Origin of the sequence: Kamptonema sp. UHCC 0994, assembly GCF_029167235.1 — a bacterium.
Taxonomy (GTDB): domain Bacteria; phylum Cyanobacteriota; class Cyanobacteriia; order Cyanobacteriales; family Microcoleaceae; genus Kamptonema.
In genome coordinates this window covers 1-16169 of the sequence record NZ_JARFTR010000104.1, presented here as the reverse complement: position 1 = coordinate 16169, position 16169 = coordinate 1, and the positions used below count along the sequence as shown (strand labels likewise).

16 protein-coding genes are annotated in these 16169 nt (G+C 42.4%); 10 read left to right on the top strand and 6 right to left on the bottom strand.

Annotated features, from left to right (window positions below):
* Window positions 1-321 precede the first annotated feature (321 nt).
* From PY364_RS10395 to PY364_RS10385, 3 genes are all read right to left on the bottom strand, one after another.
* On the bottom strand, window positions 322-540 hold the full coding sequence (locus PY364_RS10395; RefSeq protein ID WP_272032539.1) for a type II toxin-antitoxin system HicB family antitoxin: 219 nt from the start codon (window positions 538-540) through the stop codon (window positions 322-324).
* Window positions 537-761 (bottom strand): type II toxin-antitoxin system HicA family toxin, encoded by a 225-nt coding sequence (locus PY364_RS10390; RefSeq protein WP_275522292.1) that lies wholly within the window; start codon window positions 759-761, stop codon window positions 537-539. Before PY364_RS10390 ends, PY364_RS10395 begins: the two co-directional genes overlap by 4 nt.
* Before the next feature lie 90 nt (window positions 762-851).
* On the bottom strand, window positions 852-1064 hold the full coding sequence (locus tag PY364_RS10385) for a hypothetical protein (protein ID WP_275522291.1): 213 nt from the start codon (window positions 1062-1064) through the stop codon (window positions 852-854).
* Window positions 1065-1183: 119 nt separating this feature from the next.
* Here PY364_RS10385 and PY364_RS10380 point away from each other — a divergent pair, with 119 nt between their 5' ends.
* Window positions 1184-1378 (top strand): DUF433 domain-containing protein, encoded by a 195-nt coding sequence (locus tag PY364_RS10380; protein WP_275522290.1) that lies wholly within the window; start codon window positions 1184-1186, stop codon window positions 1376-1378.
* Here the strand turns inward: PY364_RS10380 and PY364_RS10375 are convergent.
* Window positions 1369-2241 carry an Rpn family recombination-promoting nuclease/putative transposase gene (locus PY364_RS10375; RefSeq protein WP_275522289.1) on the bottom strand — a complete coding sequence of 291 codons (873 nt, stop codon included), beginning with the start codon at window positions 2239-2241 and terminating at the stop codon, window positions 1369-1371. The two genes, PY364_RS10380 and PY364_RS10375, sit on opposite strands and share 10 nt — an antisense overlap.
* 202 nt (window positions 2242-2443) lie before the next feature.
* On the opposite strand from PY364_RS10375, the gene asnS reads away from it, so the two are divergent.
* From asnS to PY364_RS10345, 6 genes are all read left to right on the top strand, one after another.
* Window positions 2444-3835 (top strand): asparagine--tRNA ligase, encoded by a 1392-nt coding sequence (gene asnS, locus PY364_RS10370; RefSeq protein ID WP_275522288.1) that lies wholly within the window; start codon window positions 2444-2446, stop codon window positions 3833-3835.
* A gap of 81 nt (window positions 3836-3916) precedes the next feature.
* The gene (kaiC, locus tag PY364_RS10365; protein WP_275522287.1) at window positions 3917-5629 is read left to right on the top strand and encodes a circadian clock protein KaiC; all 1713 of its coding nucleotides are present in this window, start codon (window positions 3917-3919) and stop codon (window positions 5627-5629) included.
* 36 nt (window positions 5630-5665) lie between these two features.
* Window positions 5666-5980, top strand: a complete 315-nt coding sequence (locus tag PY364_RS10360; RefSeq protein WP_275522286.1) for a circadian clock KaiB family protein — start codon at window positions 5666-5668, stop codon at window positions 5978-5980.
* Between the two features lie 40 nt (window positions 5981-6020).
* The gene (locus PY364_RS10355) at window positions 6021-6392 is read left to right on the top strand and encodes a circadian clock KaiB family protein (RefSeq protein WP_275522285.1); all 372 of its coding nucleotides are present in this window, start codon (window positions 6021-6023) and stop codon (window positions 6390-6392) included.
* 238 nt (window positions 6393-6630) lie between these two features.
* Window positions 6631-11097 carry a PAS domain S-box protein gene (locus tag PY364_RS10350; RefSeq protein WP_275522284.1) on the top strand — a complete coding sequence of 1489 codons (4467 nt, stop codon included), beginning with the start codon at window positions 6631-6633 and terminating at the stop codon, window positions 11095-11097.
* On the top strand, window positions 11094-12065 hold the full coding sequence (locus tag PY364_RS10345; protein WP_275522283.1) for a diguanylate cyclase: 972 nt from the start codon (window positions 11094-11096) through the stop codon (window positions 12063-12065). The genes PY364_RS10350 and PY364_RS10345 overlap by 4 nt, the downstream gene beginning before the upstream one ends.
* Before the next feature lie 114 nt (window positions 12066-12179).
* Here the strand turns inward: PY364_RS10345 and PY364_RS10340 are convergent, their stop codons facing one another.
* Window positions 12180-12767 carry a Uma2 family endonuclease gene (locus tag PY364_RS10340; protein WP_275522282.1) on the bottom strand — a complete coding sequence of 196 codons (588 nt, stop codon included), beginning with the start codon at window positions 12765-12767 and terminating at the stop codon, window positions 12180-12182.
* Between the two features lie 192 nt (window positions 12768-12959).
* Window positions 12960-14006 (bottom strand): tRNA (adenosine(37)-N6)-threonylcarbamoyltransferase complex transferase subunit TsaD, encoded by a 1047-nt coding sequence (gene tsaD / locus PY364_RS10335; RefSeq protein WP_275522281.1) that lies wholly within the window; start codon window positions 14004-14006, stop codon window positions 12960-12962.
* 281 nt (window positions 14007-14287) lie between these two features.
* Between tsaD and PY364_RS10330 the strand changes: the two genes are divergently transcribed.
* The 3 genes from PY364_RS10330 to PY364_RS10320 all read left to right on the top strand — a co-directional run bounded on the left by PY364_RS10330 (window position 14288) and on the right by PY364_RS10320 (window position 16013).
* Window positions 14288-14776, top strand: coding sequence for a Photosystem I reaction center subunit III (locus PY364_RS10330; RefSeq protein ID WP_275522280.1), 489 nt, complete (start codon window positions 14288-14290; stop codon window positions 14774-14776).
* Window positions 14777-14892: 116 nt separating this feature from the next.
* Window positions 14893-15021 (top strand): photosystem I reaction center subunit IX, encoded by a 129-nt coding sequence (gene psaJ, locus PY364_RS10325; protein ID WP_275522279.1) that lies wholly within the window; start codon window positions 14893-14895, stop codon window positions 15019-15021.
* A 179-nt stretch (window positions 15022-15200) separates the two neighbouring features.
* Entirely contained in the window at window positions 15201-16013 is an 813-nt protein-coding gene (locus PY364_RS10320) for a carbon-nitrogen hydrolase family protein (RefSeq protein WP_275522278.1), read from the top strand.
* The last annotated feature ends 156 nt before the right edge of the window (window positions 16014-16169 follow it).

The following is a 16169-nucleotide window of genomic DNA, read 5'->3' as shown; positions in this document are numbered from 1 at the left end:
AATAACAAGATTAAGTTGATTATTAGACAAAGCTATGGCTTTAAGACCTTTGATTATTTACGAGAAAAGTTATTAGCTTGCTTATTTAAATAAGCCGTGCTTATCACCACAGGTACGGGAGAGCCAAGCTTTGTCACTTAAACCTGTTGACACAGTTGTAGAAAAAATGAGATTGAGTGAAGATCGCCCCTTCCCTCCTAAAAGCGATCGCACCTTTTCACCATAACTTTTCTACAACCTTCTCCCATCGCTTATTAAAAGTTTTTGAAATGCGATCGCGCCTTTCCTCCCCACCACACCAACAGAGTTTTACAATACCAATCAAGCAATTTGAAGCGTACTAGGTTCAGGGATAGATTCACCTTCCGCTTCCCAAGCTTCCAAATACATTTCAATCACCTCTTCACCGTTATGAATTGCTTCCTCACGACTTTGACCATGAGTGCAAGGCATCACCACGCGATCGGAAAACTCTGGAATTGTGACTAGGAAAAGTCCATCTTCATCAGACCATTGAACAATCATACTATATCGACTCATAAACCCTCGCCCTCCCTTAACTCATTGAGTTCAGTTAATAACTGTGTTACCTGCTTTTCTAGGTAGAGTGGTACATCATCTCCATCTTTGCCGGGAATTGTCAGCGTTTTTCTCAGCATTGGGTGTCGCCAACGTTCATGGCTACCTTTGCCGCGCTTGGGTAGATAAACAAAACCTTCACGCGCAATCTGACCTTTCACCTCTCTAATTTTTCTGGGCATGAATTTTGTCTACTTCTCTACTCTATTTTATCACTTGTTTCCACCTCTCCAAATAGGCACGTTTAAACGATTGAGCAAAAGTGATAACTTTCAACGATTTAGCTCCGCGATCGCATCATTAACCGTACCTCGAAAGACATTTCCCGATTGATAGTCTTGTTTTCCTTGTGCAATATTAGCAGCAATTTCAGTACGACGGCGATCGCTAAGTCTGCGCTGCATGGTGAAAAGTAGAGTAGTTTGCTCGTCAATAGACAAGCTTTCGATCTCGTCTAAAATACTGTCAAATGTTACGGATTGCATAGTGAGTTAGCTTTGGCGACGATGATAGCTATGTCTTATTTTACTACGGAGAAGTAGCAATTAGACTCTTTTCCGTTAAAATTAAGAGAATATTCACTCCTAAAACAAACTAAATTGTAATGCTATCCACATCCCGCATTGTCCATAGCGACCCCGACATATTGGGAGGAACTCCAGTTTTTATTGGTACAAGAGTCCCCATGAAAATCTTGCTTGATTATCTGGAAGCCGGTGACTCACTCAATGAGTTTCTCGACCATTTCCCCAGCGTCAGTCGTAGGTATCGCGAGTGCTTCATCAACAGTTATGGCTGACGTTCATTCAACCAATTTGCCAAATCCGATCCTTCCGAAAAATCCAGTAACGCCTCTCCTAAATCCTCTAATTCTTCTACGGATAAGGTCTGAATTTGCTGTTGCATTTCAGCAGGAATAGAGCCGATACGTCGAGTCAACTGGCGAGTGACGAACGACAGCGCCTCATTTTGCCTTCCTGATTGAATACCTTGTTGCTTTCCTTCTTTGAGGCCTTCAAGGAGAGCATCTTCACGAATTTCTTGGTAAATAACTGACTCGCGCATAGTTTCCTTCCTAAATAGTTGTCTGATTAAGTCTTTTTCAAACCTCAAACCGGCGAGAACTTGAGTACAAGCAATTAAATCAGCTTGTTGATTTGGTTCTTCCATTGTAGCAATCCGATTCGCTATTTGCTCTAACAAAGTTCGCGGCGAGTTTGTTTGAGATAATGTCGCCAGTGGCAATAAGCCGGGGACGGATAGCAATAAAGCGGGGTCTTGTTCCCATAGACGAATCACTCGATAGCCGTGTCGCGTGTTCGTATCCGTGTATTCGGATACAAAAACTTCTTCCGATCCTGTTTCCTGCAAAAAGATTACTACTTGATTGATAGCACAGGAGTATTGCCGTTTTAGCCTGATATAGTAGTCTAGCATTCTGAAGGCAATAGTCGGTTTAGAATAGGGTCTGGTTTCAAATTCTATGTGTAGAATTTGGTTATCAGTTTGCAGGAATACGAGAGAATCGGCTCTTATGGGTTCTTGAATTAATTCGGTTTTGAGTACCTGCACGTTGGTGGGTTCGTCAATTGGTAGTAGCCAGTGGACGAAGGCGGCGGGGAATTTTTCGGCTAGATATTTACAGGTATTATCGTAGGCCAAGGAAGTGAGGTTTTGATAGATGTCTATTCAAAAATTATACTGTATTGAGTCATAAACTCTTGCCATCCCACTCAAATCCGTTGCAATTCATCATACTTTCAAGGATTCTTGCTGAAGCTATTGGGAAGGCACTCTCTAAGCAGTATAATGTTTATAATACAATAAACAGATACAATCTCAATCGATCCCACTCTTGAAAAATATGACAACACAACGAATTGCAGTCATTCTACGAAATGGTCAACCTGACGAAACTGTAACCATTCAAGGTTGGGTTCGCACCAAACGGGAGTTGAAAGAATTTGCCTTTGTTGAAGTTAACGATGGCTCAGCAATGGCTAATTTACAAGTAGTAATCGATCCAAATTTACCAAATTATGAGGATATTGTCAAGCAATTAAATACAGGTGCATCCGTCGAAGTCACGGGAGTATTAGTTGCGTCCCCAGCCAAGGGACAAAGAATTGAATTGAAAGCCTCAGTCGTGACAGTTTACGGCGATGCAGATCCCCAAACTTATCCATTGCAGAAAAAGCGTCATTCCTTTGAATTTTTACGCACGATCGCACACTTGCGATCGCGCACCAATACCTACAGCGCCGTCTTCCGTGTCCGTAACGCCTGCGCTCATGCCGTCCACCAATTTTTCCAAGAACGCGGTTTCCTCTGGGTTCACACTCCTATTATCACCGCTAGCGACTGCGAAGGCGCAGGGGAAATGTTCAGCGTTACTAACTTCGATTTAAAAGATATTCCCCGCAATGATGCCCAACAAATTGATTTTAGTAAGGACTTTTTTGGCAAGCCAGCCTATCTCACAGTCAGCGGCCAATTAGAAGCGGAAATCATGGCGATGGCCTTTGGCAATGTTTACACCTTTGGCCCGACTTTCCGAGCCGAAAACTCCAATACTTCCCGCCATTTGGCAGAATTTTGGATGATTGAACCAGAGATGGCTTTCTGCGACTTGGAAGGCGATATGGATTTGGCAGAAGCGTTTTTGAAATACATCTTTAAATATGTCTTAGAAACTTGCCAGGAAGATATTGAATTTTTCAATGAGAGGATTGACAAGACAGTTTTAGCAACGGCTGAAAATATCATTAATAATCAGTTTGAACGCATTACTTATACCGAAGCCGTCGCGCTGTTGGAAAAAGCCGATAAGCAATTTGAATTTCCCGTAAAATGGGGTTTAGATTTGCAATCAGAACACGAGCGCTATTTAGCAGAAGAACTGTTTAAAAAGCCCACAATTGTTACTGACTATCCCGTAGGAATTAAAGCTTTTTATATGCGGTTAAGCGATGATGAGAAAACCGTGCGGGCAATGGATGTTTTAGCTCCAAAAATTGGAGAAATTATCGGCGGTTCCCAGCGGGAAGAAAGACTAGATATCTTAGAGCGACGTATTGAAGCTCAAGGCATGAACAAAGAAGATTTATGGTGGTACTTAGATTTGCGACGCTATGGAACAGTGCCTCATGCCGGGTTTGGTTTAGGCTTTGAAAGAGTGGTACAATTTATGACAGGGATGGCAAATATTCGCGATGTAATTCCTTTTCCAAGAGCACCATTGACGATTGATTTTTAAATACTGTTAATTGTTAACTGTTAACTGTTAACTGTTAACTCTTCCTTCTTCCCTCTTCCTTCTTCCTTCTTCCTTCCTTCTATGACTCAACTCAATCATACAAAAAAAAGCAAATCACACAATACCCAATTACCCAAATGTCCCACAGGAATTCAGGGGCTAGATGAAATCACCGGAGGCGGATTACCAAAAGGACGACCTACGCTGGTTTGTGGTTCTGCGGGTTGCGGTAAGACTCTATTAGCGATGGAGTTTTTAGTGCGTGGTGCGACAGAATATGGCGAACCAGGGGTATTCATATCCTTTGAAGAAACAGTAGAAGAACTAACCCAAAACGTCACCTCTCTAGGATGGGATTTAGATCGATTGGTTGCCGAACAAAAGCTCAGTATTGACTGCTTGTATATCGATCCGTCAGAGATTGAAGAAACCGGCGAATATGATTTAGAAGGGATCTTTATTCGTCTGGGCTATGCCATCGATAGCATTGGCGCTAAACGGGTAGTTCTAGATACAATAGAAGTCTTGTTTACGGGCTTATCAAATACTGGTATTGTCCGGGCAGAACTGCGTCGTCTGTTTCGTTGGCTCAAAACCAAAGGTGTCACTGCTATTATTACCGGTGAACGGGGTGATAATAGTCTAACTCGTCAAGGCATAGAAGAATATGTCTCCGATTGTGTCATTCGTTTGGATCAGCGAATTCATGAAGAACTATCAACCAGACGGTTGCAAATTTTCAAATATCGAGGTTCCCAACATGGCAGCAATGAGTATCCTTTTTTAATAGAAGAAAATGGCATTTCTGTCTTACCAATTACCTCTATTGGTTTAAATCATAGCGTTTCTAGCGATCGCATCTCCAGCGGCATCCCGCGCCTAGATGGGATGCTGGGAGGACAAGGCTACTTTCGCGGTAGTAGTATTTTAGTTACGGGGATGGCAGGCACAGGAAAAAGTACGATCGCGGCTGCTTTTGCCGCCGCCACCTGTCAGCGAGGGGAAAAATGTCTTTATCTTGCCTTTGAAGAAGCACCCGACCAAATTCTTCGCAATATGCGATCGGTTAGTCTAGATTTAGAGCCATACCTACAACAGGAATTACTACAGATTCAAGCATTACGTCCCACTGCTCACGGTTTAGAAGTACATTTAGTACAGATTCATCGATGGCTTAGCTATTTCCAGCCAACCACTGTCATTATCGATCCCATCAGCAACCTAACCCTGACGGGAAGTCTTCTGCAAGTTAAAGCCTTCTTTATGCGCGTAATTGACTACTTAAAGTCACAACAAGTGACAGTATTAATGAATAACCTAATTAGCGGGGGAACGCCCCTTGAAAATACAGAAATTGGGATTTCTTCGTTGATGGATACCTGGCTAGAAGTGCGAGTAATTGAAAGCAACGGCGAACGCAATCGCATTCTGCAAGTAATCAAATCTCGCGGGATGGAACACTCAAACCAGGTGCGGGAATTCCAACTAACTAATCAGGGTGTGGAATTGGTAGATGTTTATTTGGGACAGGATAAAGTGCTAACTGGAACGGCCAGAGCAATTCAGGAGTTAGCGGACAAACAAGCAAGTCTGCGACGACAGCAACAGATTGCCAACCGACGGCAAGAATTAGAACAGCAACGGCAAGTTACTCAGACTCAAATTGCTACATTACAAATGCAGATGGAGGCAGAAAAAGCAGAACTAGATCGCCTAAATCAAGAGGAAAGTTTGGATAGAACCTGGTTTTTTCAGGATCGAGAAACAATCGCGCAACTGCGTCGGGCTGATTAACGAGTTACCGCATTTAGAAAACAGGGAATAACCGCTATGAATCAACACAACGAACTAAATTCACCTGAATCGGAGAAATGGGAACTGCGACTGTACGTTGCTGGACAAACTCCAAAATCAGTAACAGCTTTTGCCAACCTGAAAAAGCTGTGCGAAGAATACCTTTGCGGTCAATATCGAATTGAAGTTATTGATTTATTGCAGAACCCAAATTTAGCAAAGCAAGATCACATTCTGGCAATTCCCACCCTAGTGCGAAAACTACCCGCTCCAATTCGGCAAATCATTGGCGATTTATCTAATCAGGAAAAAGTTTTACTCGGACTTGAGATCAGAAAGGTTGGGGAATGAAGCATACAGTCCAAAGATCGACAGTTGAGAGGAAAAAGGAATGATCGATGAAGTGCCATCGGCAGATGATAAACTACTGCAAGAAGACAGCGATAATTTGGTAGCAAATTTTGAGAAAGCGATTTCGGATCTGGAGCATCAACATTACTGTCTCCGATTATATATTGCTGGAACAACACCTCGCTCAACGCGGGCGCTACAACGCATCAAATCAATTTGTGAAACTTATTTACAAGGAAGGTATGAGTTAGAGGTGATTGATGTTTATCAGTCTGCTGAACAGCTACAGCTAGATAATATTGTTGTCATCCCTACTCTAATTAAACAACTGCCTCTCCCTCTGCAACGTATGATTGGGGATCTGTCCGATACTGAAAAAGTATTGTTTGGTTTAGACATTGTACCTAAATAGAACAGAACTTATGCTCGCAGTAAAGCCGCCCTCTGAGCGTTAAGAATACCGCCCAGAGGGCGGCTTTACAAAATATAGCAACCGCCTTGGCAGTTAGGACGTTCTGAGTTCCACCAAACTCGCTGATTCTATTCCCTTCTTCCCCTTCTTCCCCTTCTTCCCCTAGCCCCTAGCCCCTAGCCCCTAACCCCTAACCGCCTTGGCGGTTGCTATACTATCTTAATTCTTGGTACTGACAATGGAAGACACCAATAAATCCAGAGCAGAACTCTTAGCTGAAATTCAATCTTTGCGCGATCGCTTAACCATAAGCGAGGAGATCGTGCGAGCAATTCAGGAAGGAGAAGTAGATGCCTTAGTTATTTCTACTCCCCAGGGTCAAAGAATTTTCACCCTCCAGAGTGCTGACCTTTCCTACCGACTCTTAGTCGAAGAAATGCAACAAGGGGCTGTAGTCCTTTCGAGCGAAGGGCTAATTTTATACTGCAATAAAAGCTTTTCAAATTTATTGAAACAACCACTAGAGAAGCTGATCGGCTCTTATTTTCACAGCTTAATTTCTCCCCAAGATACTCTTCTATTTCAGGCACGGGTTAGGCAAGCAGAAAGGGGAGAAAGGCATCCTGTAGAACTGTTTCTAAATACCCAAAATGGTGTTGAGATTCCTGTTTACTTATCTATCAATCATCTGATCCTAGATCAATCCCCGATCAACTGTCTTGTGATTACTGATTTAACCGAACAAAAGCGCCATCAAAAGACTATTGTTGCCGAAAGATTAGCACGTTTAATTCTCGAACAGGCGGGAGAAGCCATCTTAGTATGTGACGATACAGGCCAAATTATTCGTGCTAGCGCAATTGCTCAAGAACTTTGGGGTAAAAATTTACTATTTCAACCCTTCAATCGACTGCAACTATTCTATTTAAACAAGCTCAATTTTTCCTCAGCTACGAGTACAGAAGAAACTTTATCACAGAATTATCTCGATTCTGAGATTGAGAATAAAGTTCCTTTTTCAATTATACCCGTACTGGAGGGAGAAAGTTATAAAGGTCTTGAGGTTGAATTTGAACGCCGGGACGGAGAAGTTTTAAATCTGGTCTTAAATGCCCGCCCTCTGGCTGACCGAGACAATCACTTTAAAGGGGCAGTTGTCATTCTTACTAATATTACCCAACGTAAACAGGCTGAGAATGCCCTGCAAGCGGCCAAGAATGAGTTAGAACTAAAGGTTATAGAGCGTACCCAGGAATTGCAGGAAACAAACAATTGCTTACAACTTGAACTCTTAGACAGACAGCAACTAGAGCAACAGTTTGCTATTCGAGAAGCATGGCTCAATGCTTTTTTTACCTACAGTCCAGTAGGAATGGCAATTTTAGATAACCAATTACGATTTGTGCAGGTCAATGAAAATGCTGCTCAAATGAGCAATCTCGCCATCGATAAACATCTTGGGAAGTCTCTTGAGGAGCTATTTCCTAGTTGGTTTTCCACACTGCAACCAATCTATCAGCAGGTTTTAAATACAGGAGAATCCATATTCAATGTAGAAGTTGAAGGCGACGATCCCTGTAATCCTGGTAGCAGAGGCTATTGGTTAGTTTCCTATCATCCGATCTTTAATTTAACTAGACAAGTAATTGGAATTGGTTATGTGGCAATCGATATTAGCGCCCGCAAACGCGCGGAAGAATCTTTGCACCAAAGTGAATCAACATTGCGGAGTTTCTTTAATAGCGGTTCAATGTTAATGGGTATTGTTGAAATACACGATGGAGATATCTTGCATATTTCCGATAATTGGGCAGCAGCTCAGTTTTTTGAGACTACTCCAGAAGCTATGAAAAATCAGTTTGCTAGCACCCTGGGAGTATCACCAGCGATTATAGAGCGATGGACTGCCTATTACCAACAGTCTCAACAAATTCAAACCCCCGTTCGATTTGAACATTTCTATGAGACTTCGACAAAGCAAGGATGGCTTTCTGTAAGTGTTTGTCCAATTGAAGTTAGTTCCAGTGGATATCCTCGATTTTCCTATGTGGCTAAAGATATCACCGATCGCAAACGTGCCGAAGCTGCTTTAGCTAAAAGTGAGGAGCAACTGCGGTTGACGTTCGATTTTACCCATATCGGTACTTGGGATTGGAATGTGGATACAAATGAAGTTACCTGGAACGACAACCATTTTCGTTTGCTAGGAATAGAACCACAACAAGCAAGCGATCCTTATCAGCTATGGCGCAAAGCAATTCATCCAGAGGATATTGACAGGATCGAACAGGCTTTATCAGATGCACTGATTCAGCATACTGACTATGAAGCTGAATACCGGGTTTTATATCCCGATGGTACAGTTCACTGGCTGGTTGGAAAAGGACGCGGGATATATAACGAAGCGGGTGAAGCGTTGAGAATGCTGGGGGTAATTTTCGATGTGAGCGATCGCAAACAAGCAGAACAAACGTTAGAACTTCAGGCTGTAATTACCCGCAATATGGCGGAAGGTATTTGTTTAGTCAGAGCCGATAATGGATTAATTGTCTATGCGAATCCTAAATTTGAGCAGATGTTTGGTTACGATCCTGGGGAGCTCAACGGTCAGCACGTTTCGATTGTAAACTATGGCAGTGAACAGATAGATCCCGAAAAGGTAAATCAAAGCATTCGCACTGCTGTTTTACAAAATCGTGAAACCACCTATGAAGTCCATAACGTCAAGAAAGATGGTACTCCATTTTGGTGTAGTGCAACTTGCTCTGTATTTAAGCATCCCGAATACGGCGATGTTTTGGTCGCAGTTCAGCAAGATATTAGCGATCGCAAACAAGCAGAGTCGGAACTGCGCGAACTCAATCTGGCTTTGGAAAATGCAGTAGAAGGAATTGCACGATTAGATGCTCAAGGACGTTACATTTCTGTCAACCGAGCTTATACAGAGAAATGTGGTTATCAAGTCAATGAAATGGTTGGTATGGAATGGCAGCCAACAGTACATCCTGAAGATCGACCAAAAATGTTAGCGGCCTATCAAGAGATGTTAACTAATGGCAAGGTAGAAGCTGAAGCCAAAGGCTTACGCAAAGACGGATCTAATTTTTACAAGCAATTAGTAATGATCTCAGCCTACGACAAAGAAAATAACTTTGTCGGGCATTACTGCTTTATGAAAGATATCACAGAACGCAAGCAAGCCGAGGTAGAACTCGCGGCTGCCAAAGAAGCAGCAGAAGCGGCTAACCGTGCTAAAAGTGAATTTCTCGCGAATATGAGCCACGAAATTCGTACTCCCATGAATGCGATTCTAGGTTTTAGCGAATTGTTACAAGCATCGATCTTTGAGCCCCAACCTCGCACCTATCTCAACTCGATTGCTACCAGTGGCAGAACCCTACTTGCCTTGATTAATGATATCCTCGATCTTTCCAAAATCGAAGCAGGTAAGTTACAATTAAAATACGAACCAGTTGATGTGCGATCGCTGATTCGAGAAATTCAGCAAATTTTAGACCAGACAGCCATTAAAAAAAGTCTGTCCCTCTTGGTAGAAATTGATGAAACCGTACCCAAAGCCATTTTATTTGACGCAATACGCCTGCGCCAAATTCTATTAAACACTGTTGGTAACGCTCTTAAGTTTACAGAGGCAGGATTTGTTAAAATATCGGTTCGGGCGCAACTAGAACCATCCACCCTTTCAAATCGAGTACAGATAGAAATTACCGTTGCAGATACAGGGATTGGTATTTGCTTTGACCAACAAGAAATTATCTTTGAAGCCTTTAAGCAAAGCGAAGGACAAAGCACTCGTAAATATGGGGGTACGGGTTTAGGTTTAGCGATTACTAAACATCTGACTGAAATGCTGGGTGGGACAGTGGGGCTACAAAGCGAACTGGGCAAAGGCAGTGCATTTACTTTTATCTTCCCAAATCTGAAGATTACTGAGATCGAAACGCCATCGCTTGTGCCTTCAAATTTAGATGAAGATTTGAATCAATTTTCAACGGCAACGGTGCTAGTGGTGGATGATGTTAAATATAACCTTGACTTGATTGCGGGATATTTTGCAGGTAGCAAACATCGCCTCTTGTTTGCAGGAGATGGACAAGAAGCGATCGAAGTCGCGCAAACAGATTGCCCCGATCTGATTCTGATGGATTTGTGGATGCCGAACATGGACGGACTGCAAGCAACGCGATTGTTGAAACAGGACGATAGAACCAAAAATATCCCGATCGCGATCTTAACTGCTGTTTCGCGATCGCAGGACGAAGATACCTTGCGAGTTCTCTCCCAGGGGTTCTTACGCAAACCCTTTAGCCGTTCCCAACTTGTCTCGGCCCTCAAGCAAATTCTCCCCCAAGAACCTAATTATTTTCCCGTTAATGAAACTTCAAAAACACCCAGCCAAACCCATTGGATAAAACCAAATCCCAACGCCTTAGCAAAGCTTCCTGAATTAGTTGAAAAACTCCGTCAGGAAGAAGAAAGCACTTGGTTAGAATTGCGTAAAACCATGAAACGGCGAGAAATACAAGCCTTTATCGAACGTTTACGAGTGTGGGCCCATGAATACGAATGTCAACTCCTTTTCGACTATATGACGACTTTAGAAAGTCAGTTAGTAGCCTTTGAATGGGAGCAATTGCCTAAGACTATAGAAAAGTTTCCCGATGTGAGGCATCAATTATTATGATCTCATCCAAACCAGAAAAGTGTTTGATTTTAGTTGTTGACGATCTGATTGAAAATCTACAATTAATTGCATTTATACTAGAGAAAAGAGGTTATGAAACCACTTTTGCCACTAGCGGACAGCAAGCTTTAGAGCGTGTAGAATCTGCCAGACCCGATTTAATTCTATTGGATTTTATGATGCCATATATGAACGGTTTGGAAGTTTGCGAACGACTCAAAGCTAATCCCGATGTAGCAGAAATTCCGATAATTTTTATTACTGCCAGCCACGAACAAGAGCATTTAATCCAAGCTTTTGAAAGAGGAGCAGTTGATTACATTACCAAACCATTTAACACGCCAGAGTTACTTGCCAGGGTACGAACTCACTTAGATTTGAAATATACGCGAGAGCAATTAAAAAAATCGCTGCGCGATCAAGCGGAATTAACTAAGGAATTACAAAAATTAGCTAATACCGATCCATTAACCGGAGTCTGGAATCGTCGCCATTTGTTAACTTTATGCGAGAGAGAAATCAACCGATCTTGCAGATACAATCGCTTTTTTTCTCTATTAATGCTTGACCTAGATCGCTTCAAGCAAGTTAACGATATCTACGGGCACTCTGTAGGAGATGAAGTGCTGATAGCGATGACAAAAGTTGTTGAAAATTCTCTCCGAAACGTAGATTTTTGGGGACGATTTGGGGGGGAAGAATTTGTTGTGGTTTTACCTGAAACTAATCTTGAGTCGGCGGTAGAGGTGGCTGAACGTATCCGCAAAACTCTGGAAAAAACAGTTATCACCATTCAAGAAGAAAAACAGGTGCAAATTACAGTTAGTATTGGAGTGTCCAGCTATCAATTGGAGGATACAAAGATTGATGCTGTGCTCCAACGAGCCGACAAAGCACTTTATGAAGCTAAAAATCAAGGGCGTAACCGAGTTATTGCTGATAAGTATAGCAACCGCCAAGGCAGTTAGGACAGATATCCGTAACGCCGCCCTCTGGGCGGTTAGGGCACCGTAAGCGAAGGCGGCGTTACGTAAGTTCTCAAACAAATAAAGTTGTCCTGACCGTCTTGGCAACTGCTATAACTACCAAATTTGTGTTAAATCTAAGACAAAACCGGGCAAAACATCCTCCCCAGATACCGTACTTGGAGATGACAAAATTTCCACATCTCTATCAGGTCGATAAATTTCAATAACTCGTCTTTTGGGGTCAATCAACCAGCCTAATCTTGCACCATTGTCAATATATTCTTGCATCTTAGAGCGCAAGGTTTGCAAAGAATCACTAGGAGAACGCAATTCAATTACAAAATCAGGGCATAAAGGCAGAAATTTATCTTTTTCTTCAGAAGTTAGAGCTTCCCATCGTTCTATTCTTACCCAAGAAGCATCGGGGGATCTGTCTGCACCATTGGGTAACTTGAAACCGCCAGAAGAATCAAATACTTTACCGAGATTATGTTGACGGTTCCACGATCTGAGTTGAAAATTTAGATCGGAATTACGATCGCTAGTAGTTCCCCCTGTAGGTGGCATAATAATTAATTCTCCTGATTGTGTACGTTCAAATTTTAACTCGCGGTTATTTTGACATAACTGCAAAAATTGCTCGTCAGTTAAGTCAATTTTTAATTCAAGTGTTGGTGGTAAATAGATTGTGGCTGCGTCCATAATGTTTGTCCAAATATGAGTATTTTTGCCCTTCCCTAAACAATTAGAGGACTTACGCAATGGGCATCGTTAAACAAAAGTATGTAGCTCTTAGGCTATAGAAAGAGCGCTGAAGCGCAACTACATACCTAAAAATTACCCCGATCTTGTGACACTTGCGTAAGTCCTGAATTAACCATTAACAATTAGCAATTAGCCATGTTTGTATAAATCCATTACATCGGTAATTGGCATTCTTGAATATGCTCCTAAAGTTAGGGGCGAAATGTGTCCTAATTCTAAGTGTTCAGCGGCGGCACAAGCAATCATGGCCGCATTATCTGTGCAATATTTTAATGGGGGAAATAGTACCCGCAAATTATGTTTAGTAGCCGCCTGTTGTAAGTGTTGTCGCAATCCACTATTAGCTGCAACTCCGCCGCCAATGGCAATAGTATTTAAGCCACAATCTAAAGCACAGGCGATCGCTCTTTTTGTTAAACTTTTGGCTACTGTTTCCTGAAAACTCGCGGCAATATCCTTTACTGGCAAATCATCACTTTCTTTTTGTAGCTTCTGAACTAAATTTAACACAGCCGTTTTTAAGCCACTGAAACTGCTGTCATAGGGATGATATCCACCTGTAGGCAAAGAGATTTTACCCTCTGGTAGCGAAAAAGCTTTCGGATTGCCAACTTGAGCCAGTTTATCAATGATGGGGCCACCCGGATAGCCCAACTTTAATAAACGGGCCACTTTATCAAAAGCTTCACCCGCCGCATCGTCGCGAGTTTGCCCTAAAATTGCGTAATCTCCGCAATCTTTGACATGAATTAAACTGGTATGACCGCCAGAAACCAGCAAGCACAAAAACGGTGGGTGCAAGTCGGGTTCGCTGAGGTAGCTGGCGTAGATGTGACCTTCTAGGTGATGAACACCTAAAAAAGGCTTGTTATGAACCATTGCGAGGGTTTTAGCCGCTGTTAACCCTACTAACAAAGCACCTACTAAACCGGGGGCACAAGTGGCTGCAATACCATCAATATCTGACCAAGTAAGTTTTGCTTCATGGAGAGATTGCGCGATCGCCCCATTCACCATCTCTACATGACTGCGCGAAGCTACCTCTGGGACTACACCACCATATTGCTGATGGATCTTAATTTGTGACGCTACCGCACTGCTGCAAACTTGACGATTCTTAACAATCGCTGCTGCTGTTTCGTCACAACTTGTTTCAATTGCTAAAACGGTTGCCATATATTCAATTTTACGTGATAAAGTTAGTGTCGCATACAAAAAGAGCAGCCATAAACTCAGATACATCTGAGCAAATGGGTAGTGGCTGTCTGACTCAGCCTTTAAGAATCAATTTTTTTGTGGATCGATCCCAAAAAGGTTGTCCTTAAAAATCTCCTTTTCTTTAGATTGGGGAATGTTAATCTGGTGAGCTCAGAAAATAGTAAGATGTCTTCCAGACAAGCAATCTTGAGATGCTTGTACAAAAAACTTATTGTTTTGTAACAAAAGGAAACAATTCCATGCGAAGATTGTTTGCTGCGATCTTAGTCCTGAGTCTTTGGATCAGTTTTGTACCTGTAGCCTCAGCCTACGATTTAGTACCATGTAAGGACTCGCCTGCTTTCCAAGAACTAGCCAAGAATGCTGTTTCTACGAATGGCGATCCAGCTTCAGCAACGGCCAGATTTGAGCGTTATTCTGAAGCATTGTGCGGGCCAGAAGGCTACCCACACTTAATTGTGGATGGTAGCTTGGATCACGCTGGCGAGTTCTTGATTCCCAGCATCCTATTTTTGTACATTACTGGTTGGATTGGCTGGGTAGGTCGTTCCTATCTACAAGCCGCCAAAAAAACAAGTTCTCCAGAGGAACAAGAGATTATTCTCAATGTGCCTTTGGCAGTTTCCTTGATGCTAACCGGTTTCTTGTGGCCTTTGGCAGCACTCAAAGAAATCACCACTGGTGAAATGTTCGCCAAAGATGACGAAATCACTGTTTCACCTCGCTAATGGCTAATAGCTAATGGCTAATGGCTAATGGCTAATGGCTAATAGTTAATGGTTAGCAATTAGCAATTAGCAATTAGCAATTTCGATGTTCTGTTGATTATTGTGGAGAATTGTTCATGCAATACTTTGTGAAATTTCTTTCTACAGCACCAGTAGTTACAGCACTTTGGCTGTCAATTCAAGCTGCGGCTTTGATTGAATTTAACCGTTTTTTCCCTGACTTGCTGTTCCACCCTCTGCACTAAAGCTTGAGTCGCGTTAGGTTGCAGGTCAAGCGATTTTAGATTGCTAATTTTAGATTTGGGATTTAATCGAAGATTCCTAATCTCAAATCTAAAGCGATCGAATCTAAATATCGATTGACCTGCACTTTATGTTAAAAGCTATTTATATTCTTCCTTCCTCCTTCTTCCTTCTTCCTTCGATGAAATCTTATCTCGCTGCTGCAATTCAAATGACAAGCTTGCCTGATTTGCAAAAAAATTTGCTTCAGGCAGAAGAATTAATCGATCTAGCTGTGCGCCAAGGTGCTGAGTTAGTAGGTTTGCCAGAAAACTTCCCATTTATGGGGGAAGAGGCAGAAAAAATGGCACTTGCTAGCGAGATCGCCATTGAAAGTGAAAAATTCTTGAAAACGATGGCCCAGCGGTTTCAAGTGACAATATTGGGAGGAGGTTTTCCCGTTCCAGCAGATAGCGGGAAAGTTTACAATACCTGTTTGTTAGTAGATCCGAATGGAATTGAACTGGTAAGGTATCAAAAAGTACATCTGTTTGATGTTAACGTACCTGACGGTAATACTTATCAAGAATCGAGTACAGTCAAAGCAGGAGAAAACTTGCCTCCTGTGTATCCTTCAAAAGATTTTGGGGTGCTCGGATTATCGGTGTGCTACGATGTGCGTTTTCCAGAACTATATCGCCATTTGTCTTATAAGGGAGCCGAGGTTTTGTTTGTGCCGGCGGCTTTCACTGCTTATACTGGAAAAGATCATTGGAAAGTTTTGTTGCAAGCCAGAGCGATCGAGAATACTTGTTATGCGATCGCACCTGCACAAACCGGCCGCCACTATGGGAGACGACAAACACATGGTCATGCGATGATTGTCGATCCTTGGGGAACCATTTTAGCGGATGCGGGGGATGGGCCGGGAGTTGCGATCGCAGAAATTAATCCCGATCGGCTTGAACAAGTTCGCCGCCAAATGCCATCTTTGCAACATCGGGTTTTTGTCTGAAATACTATATAGGTAGGAAATTTAGATTAGACATCTCCAGAAATTAAACTTCGGTCTTTGTAGAATAAGGGTTTGGGAGTGATTTTTGGGGATGTCTATTGCGGATTTAATTTAAGACAGAACCCGTAACGCCGCCATCCTGGCGGTTATTTGACC

What these genes read in the sequence shown, in the direction of transcription:
- PY364_RS10395 (WP_272032539.1), bottom strand. Translation starts at nt 540, where the DNA reads ATGAGTCGATATAGTATGATTGTTCAATGGTCTGATGAAGATGGACTT.
- PY364_RS10390 (WP_275522292.1), bottom strand. Translation starts at nt 761, where the DNA reads ATGCCCAGAAAAATTAGAGAGGTGAAAGGTCAGATTGCGCGTGAAGGT.
- PY364_RS10385 (WP_275522291.1), bottom strand. Translation starts at nt 1,064, where the DNA reads ATGCAATCCGTAACATTTGACAGTATTTTAGACGAGATCGAAAGCTTG.
- PY364_RS10380 (WP_275522290.1), top strand. Translation starts at nt 1,184, where the DNA reads ATGCTATCCACATCCCGCATTGTCCATAGCGACCCCGACATATTGGGA.
- asnS (WP_275522288.1), top strand. Translation starts at nt 2,444, where the DNA reads ATGACAACACAACGAATTGCAGTCATTCTACGAAATGGTCAACCTGAC.
- kaiC (WP_275522287.1), top strand. Translation starts at nt 3,917, where the DNA reads ATGACTCAACTCAATCATACAAAAAAAAGCAAATCACACAATACCCAA.
- PY364_RS10360 (WP_275522286.1), top strand. Translation starts at nt 5,666, where the DNA reads ATGAATCAACACAACGAACTAAATTCACCTGAATCGGAGAAATGGGAA.
- PY364_RS10355 (WP_275522285.1), top strand. Translation starts at nt 6,021, where the DNA reads ATGATCGATGAAGTGCCATCGGCAGATGATAAACTACTGCAAGAAGAC.
- PY364_RS10350 (WP_275522284.1), top strand. Translation starts at nt 6,631, where the DNA reads ATGGAAGACACCAATAAATCCAGAGCAGAACTCTTAGCTGAAATTCAA.
- PY364_RS10345 (WP_275522283.1), top strand. Translation starts at nt 11,094, where the DNA reads ATGATCTCATCCAAACCAGAAAAGTGTTTGATTTTAGTTGTTGACGAT.
- PY364_RS10340 (WP_275522282.1), bottom strand. Translation starts at nt 12,767, where the DNA reads ATGGACGCAGCCACAATCTATTTACCACCAACACTTGAATTAAAAATT.
- tsaD (WP_275522281.1), bottom strand. Translation starts at nt 14,006, where the DNA reads ATGGCAACCGTTTTAGCAATTGAAACAAGTTGTGACGAAACAGCAGCA.
- PY364_RS10330 (WP_275522280.1), top strand. Translation starts at nt 14,288, where the DNA reads ATGCGAAGATTGTTTGCTGCGATCTTAGTCCTGAGTCTTTGGATCAGT.
- psaJ (WP_275522279.1), top strand. Translation starts at nt 14,893, where the DNA reads ATGCAATACTTTGTGAAATTTCTTTCTACAGCACCAGTAGTTACAGCA.
- PY364_RS10320 (WP_275522278.1), top strand. Translation starts at nt 15,201, where the DNA reads ATGAAATCTTATCTCGCTGCTGCAATTCAAATGACAAGCTTGCCTGAT.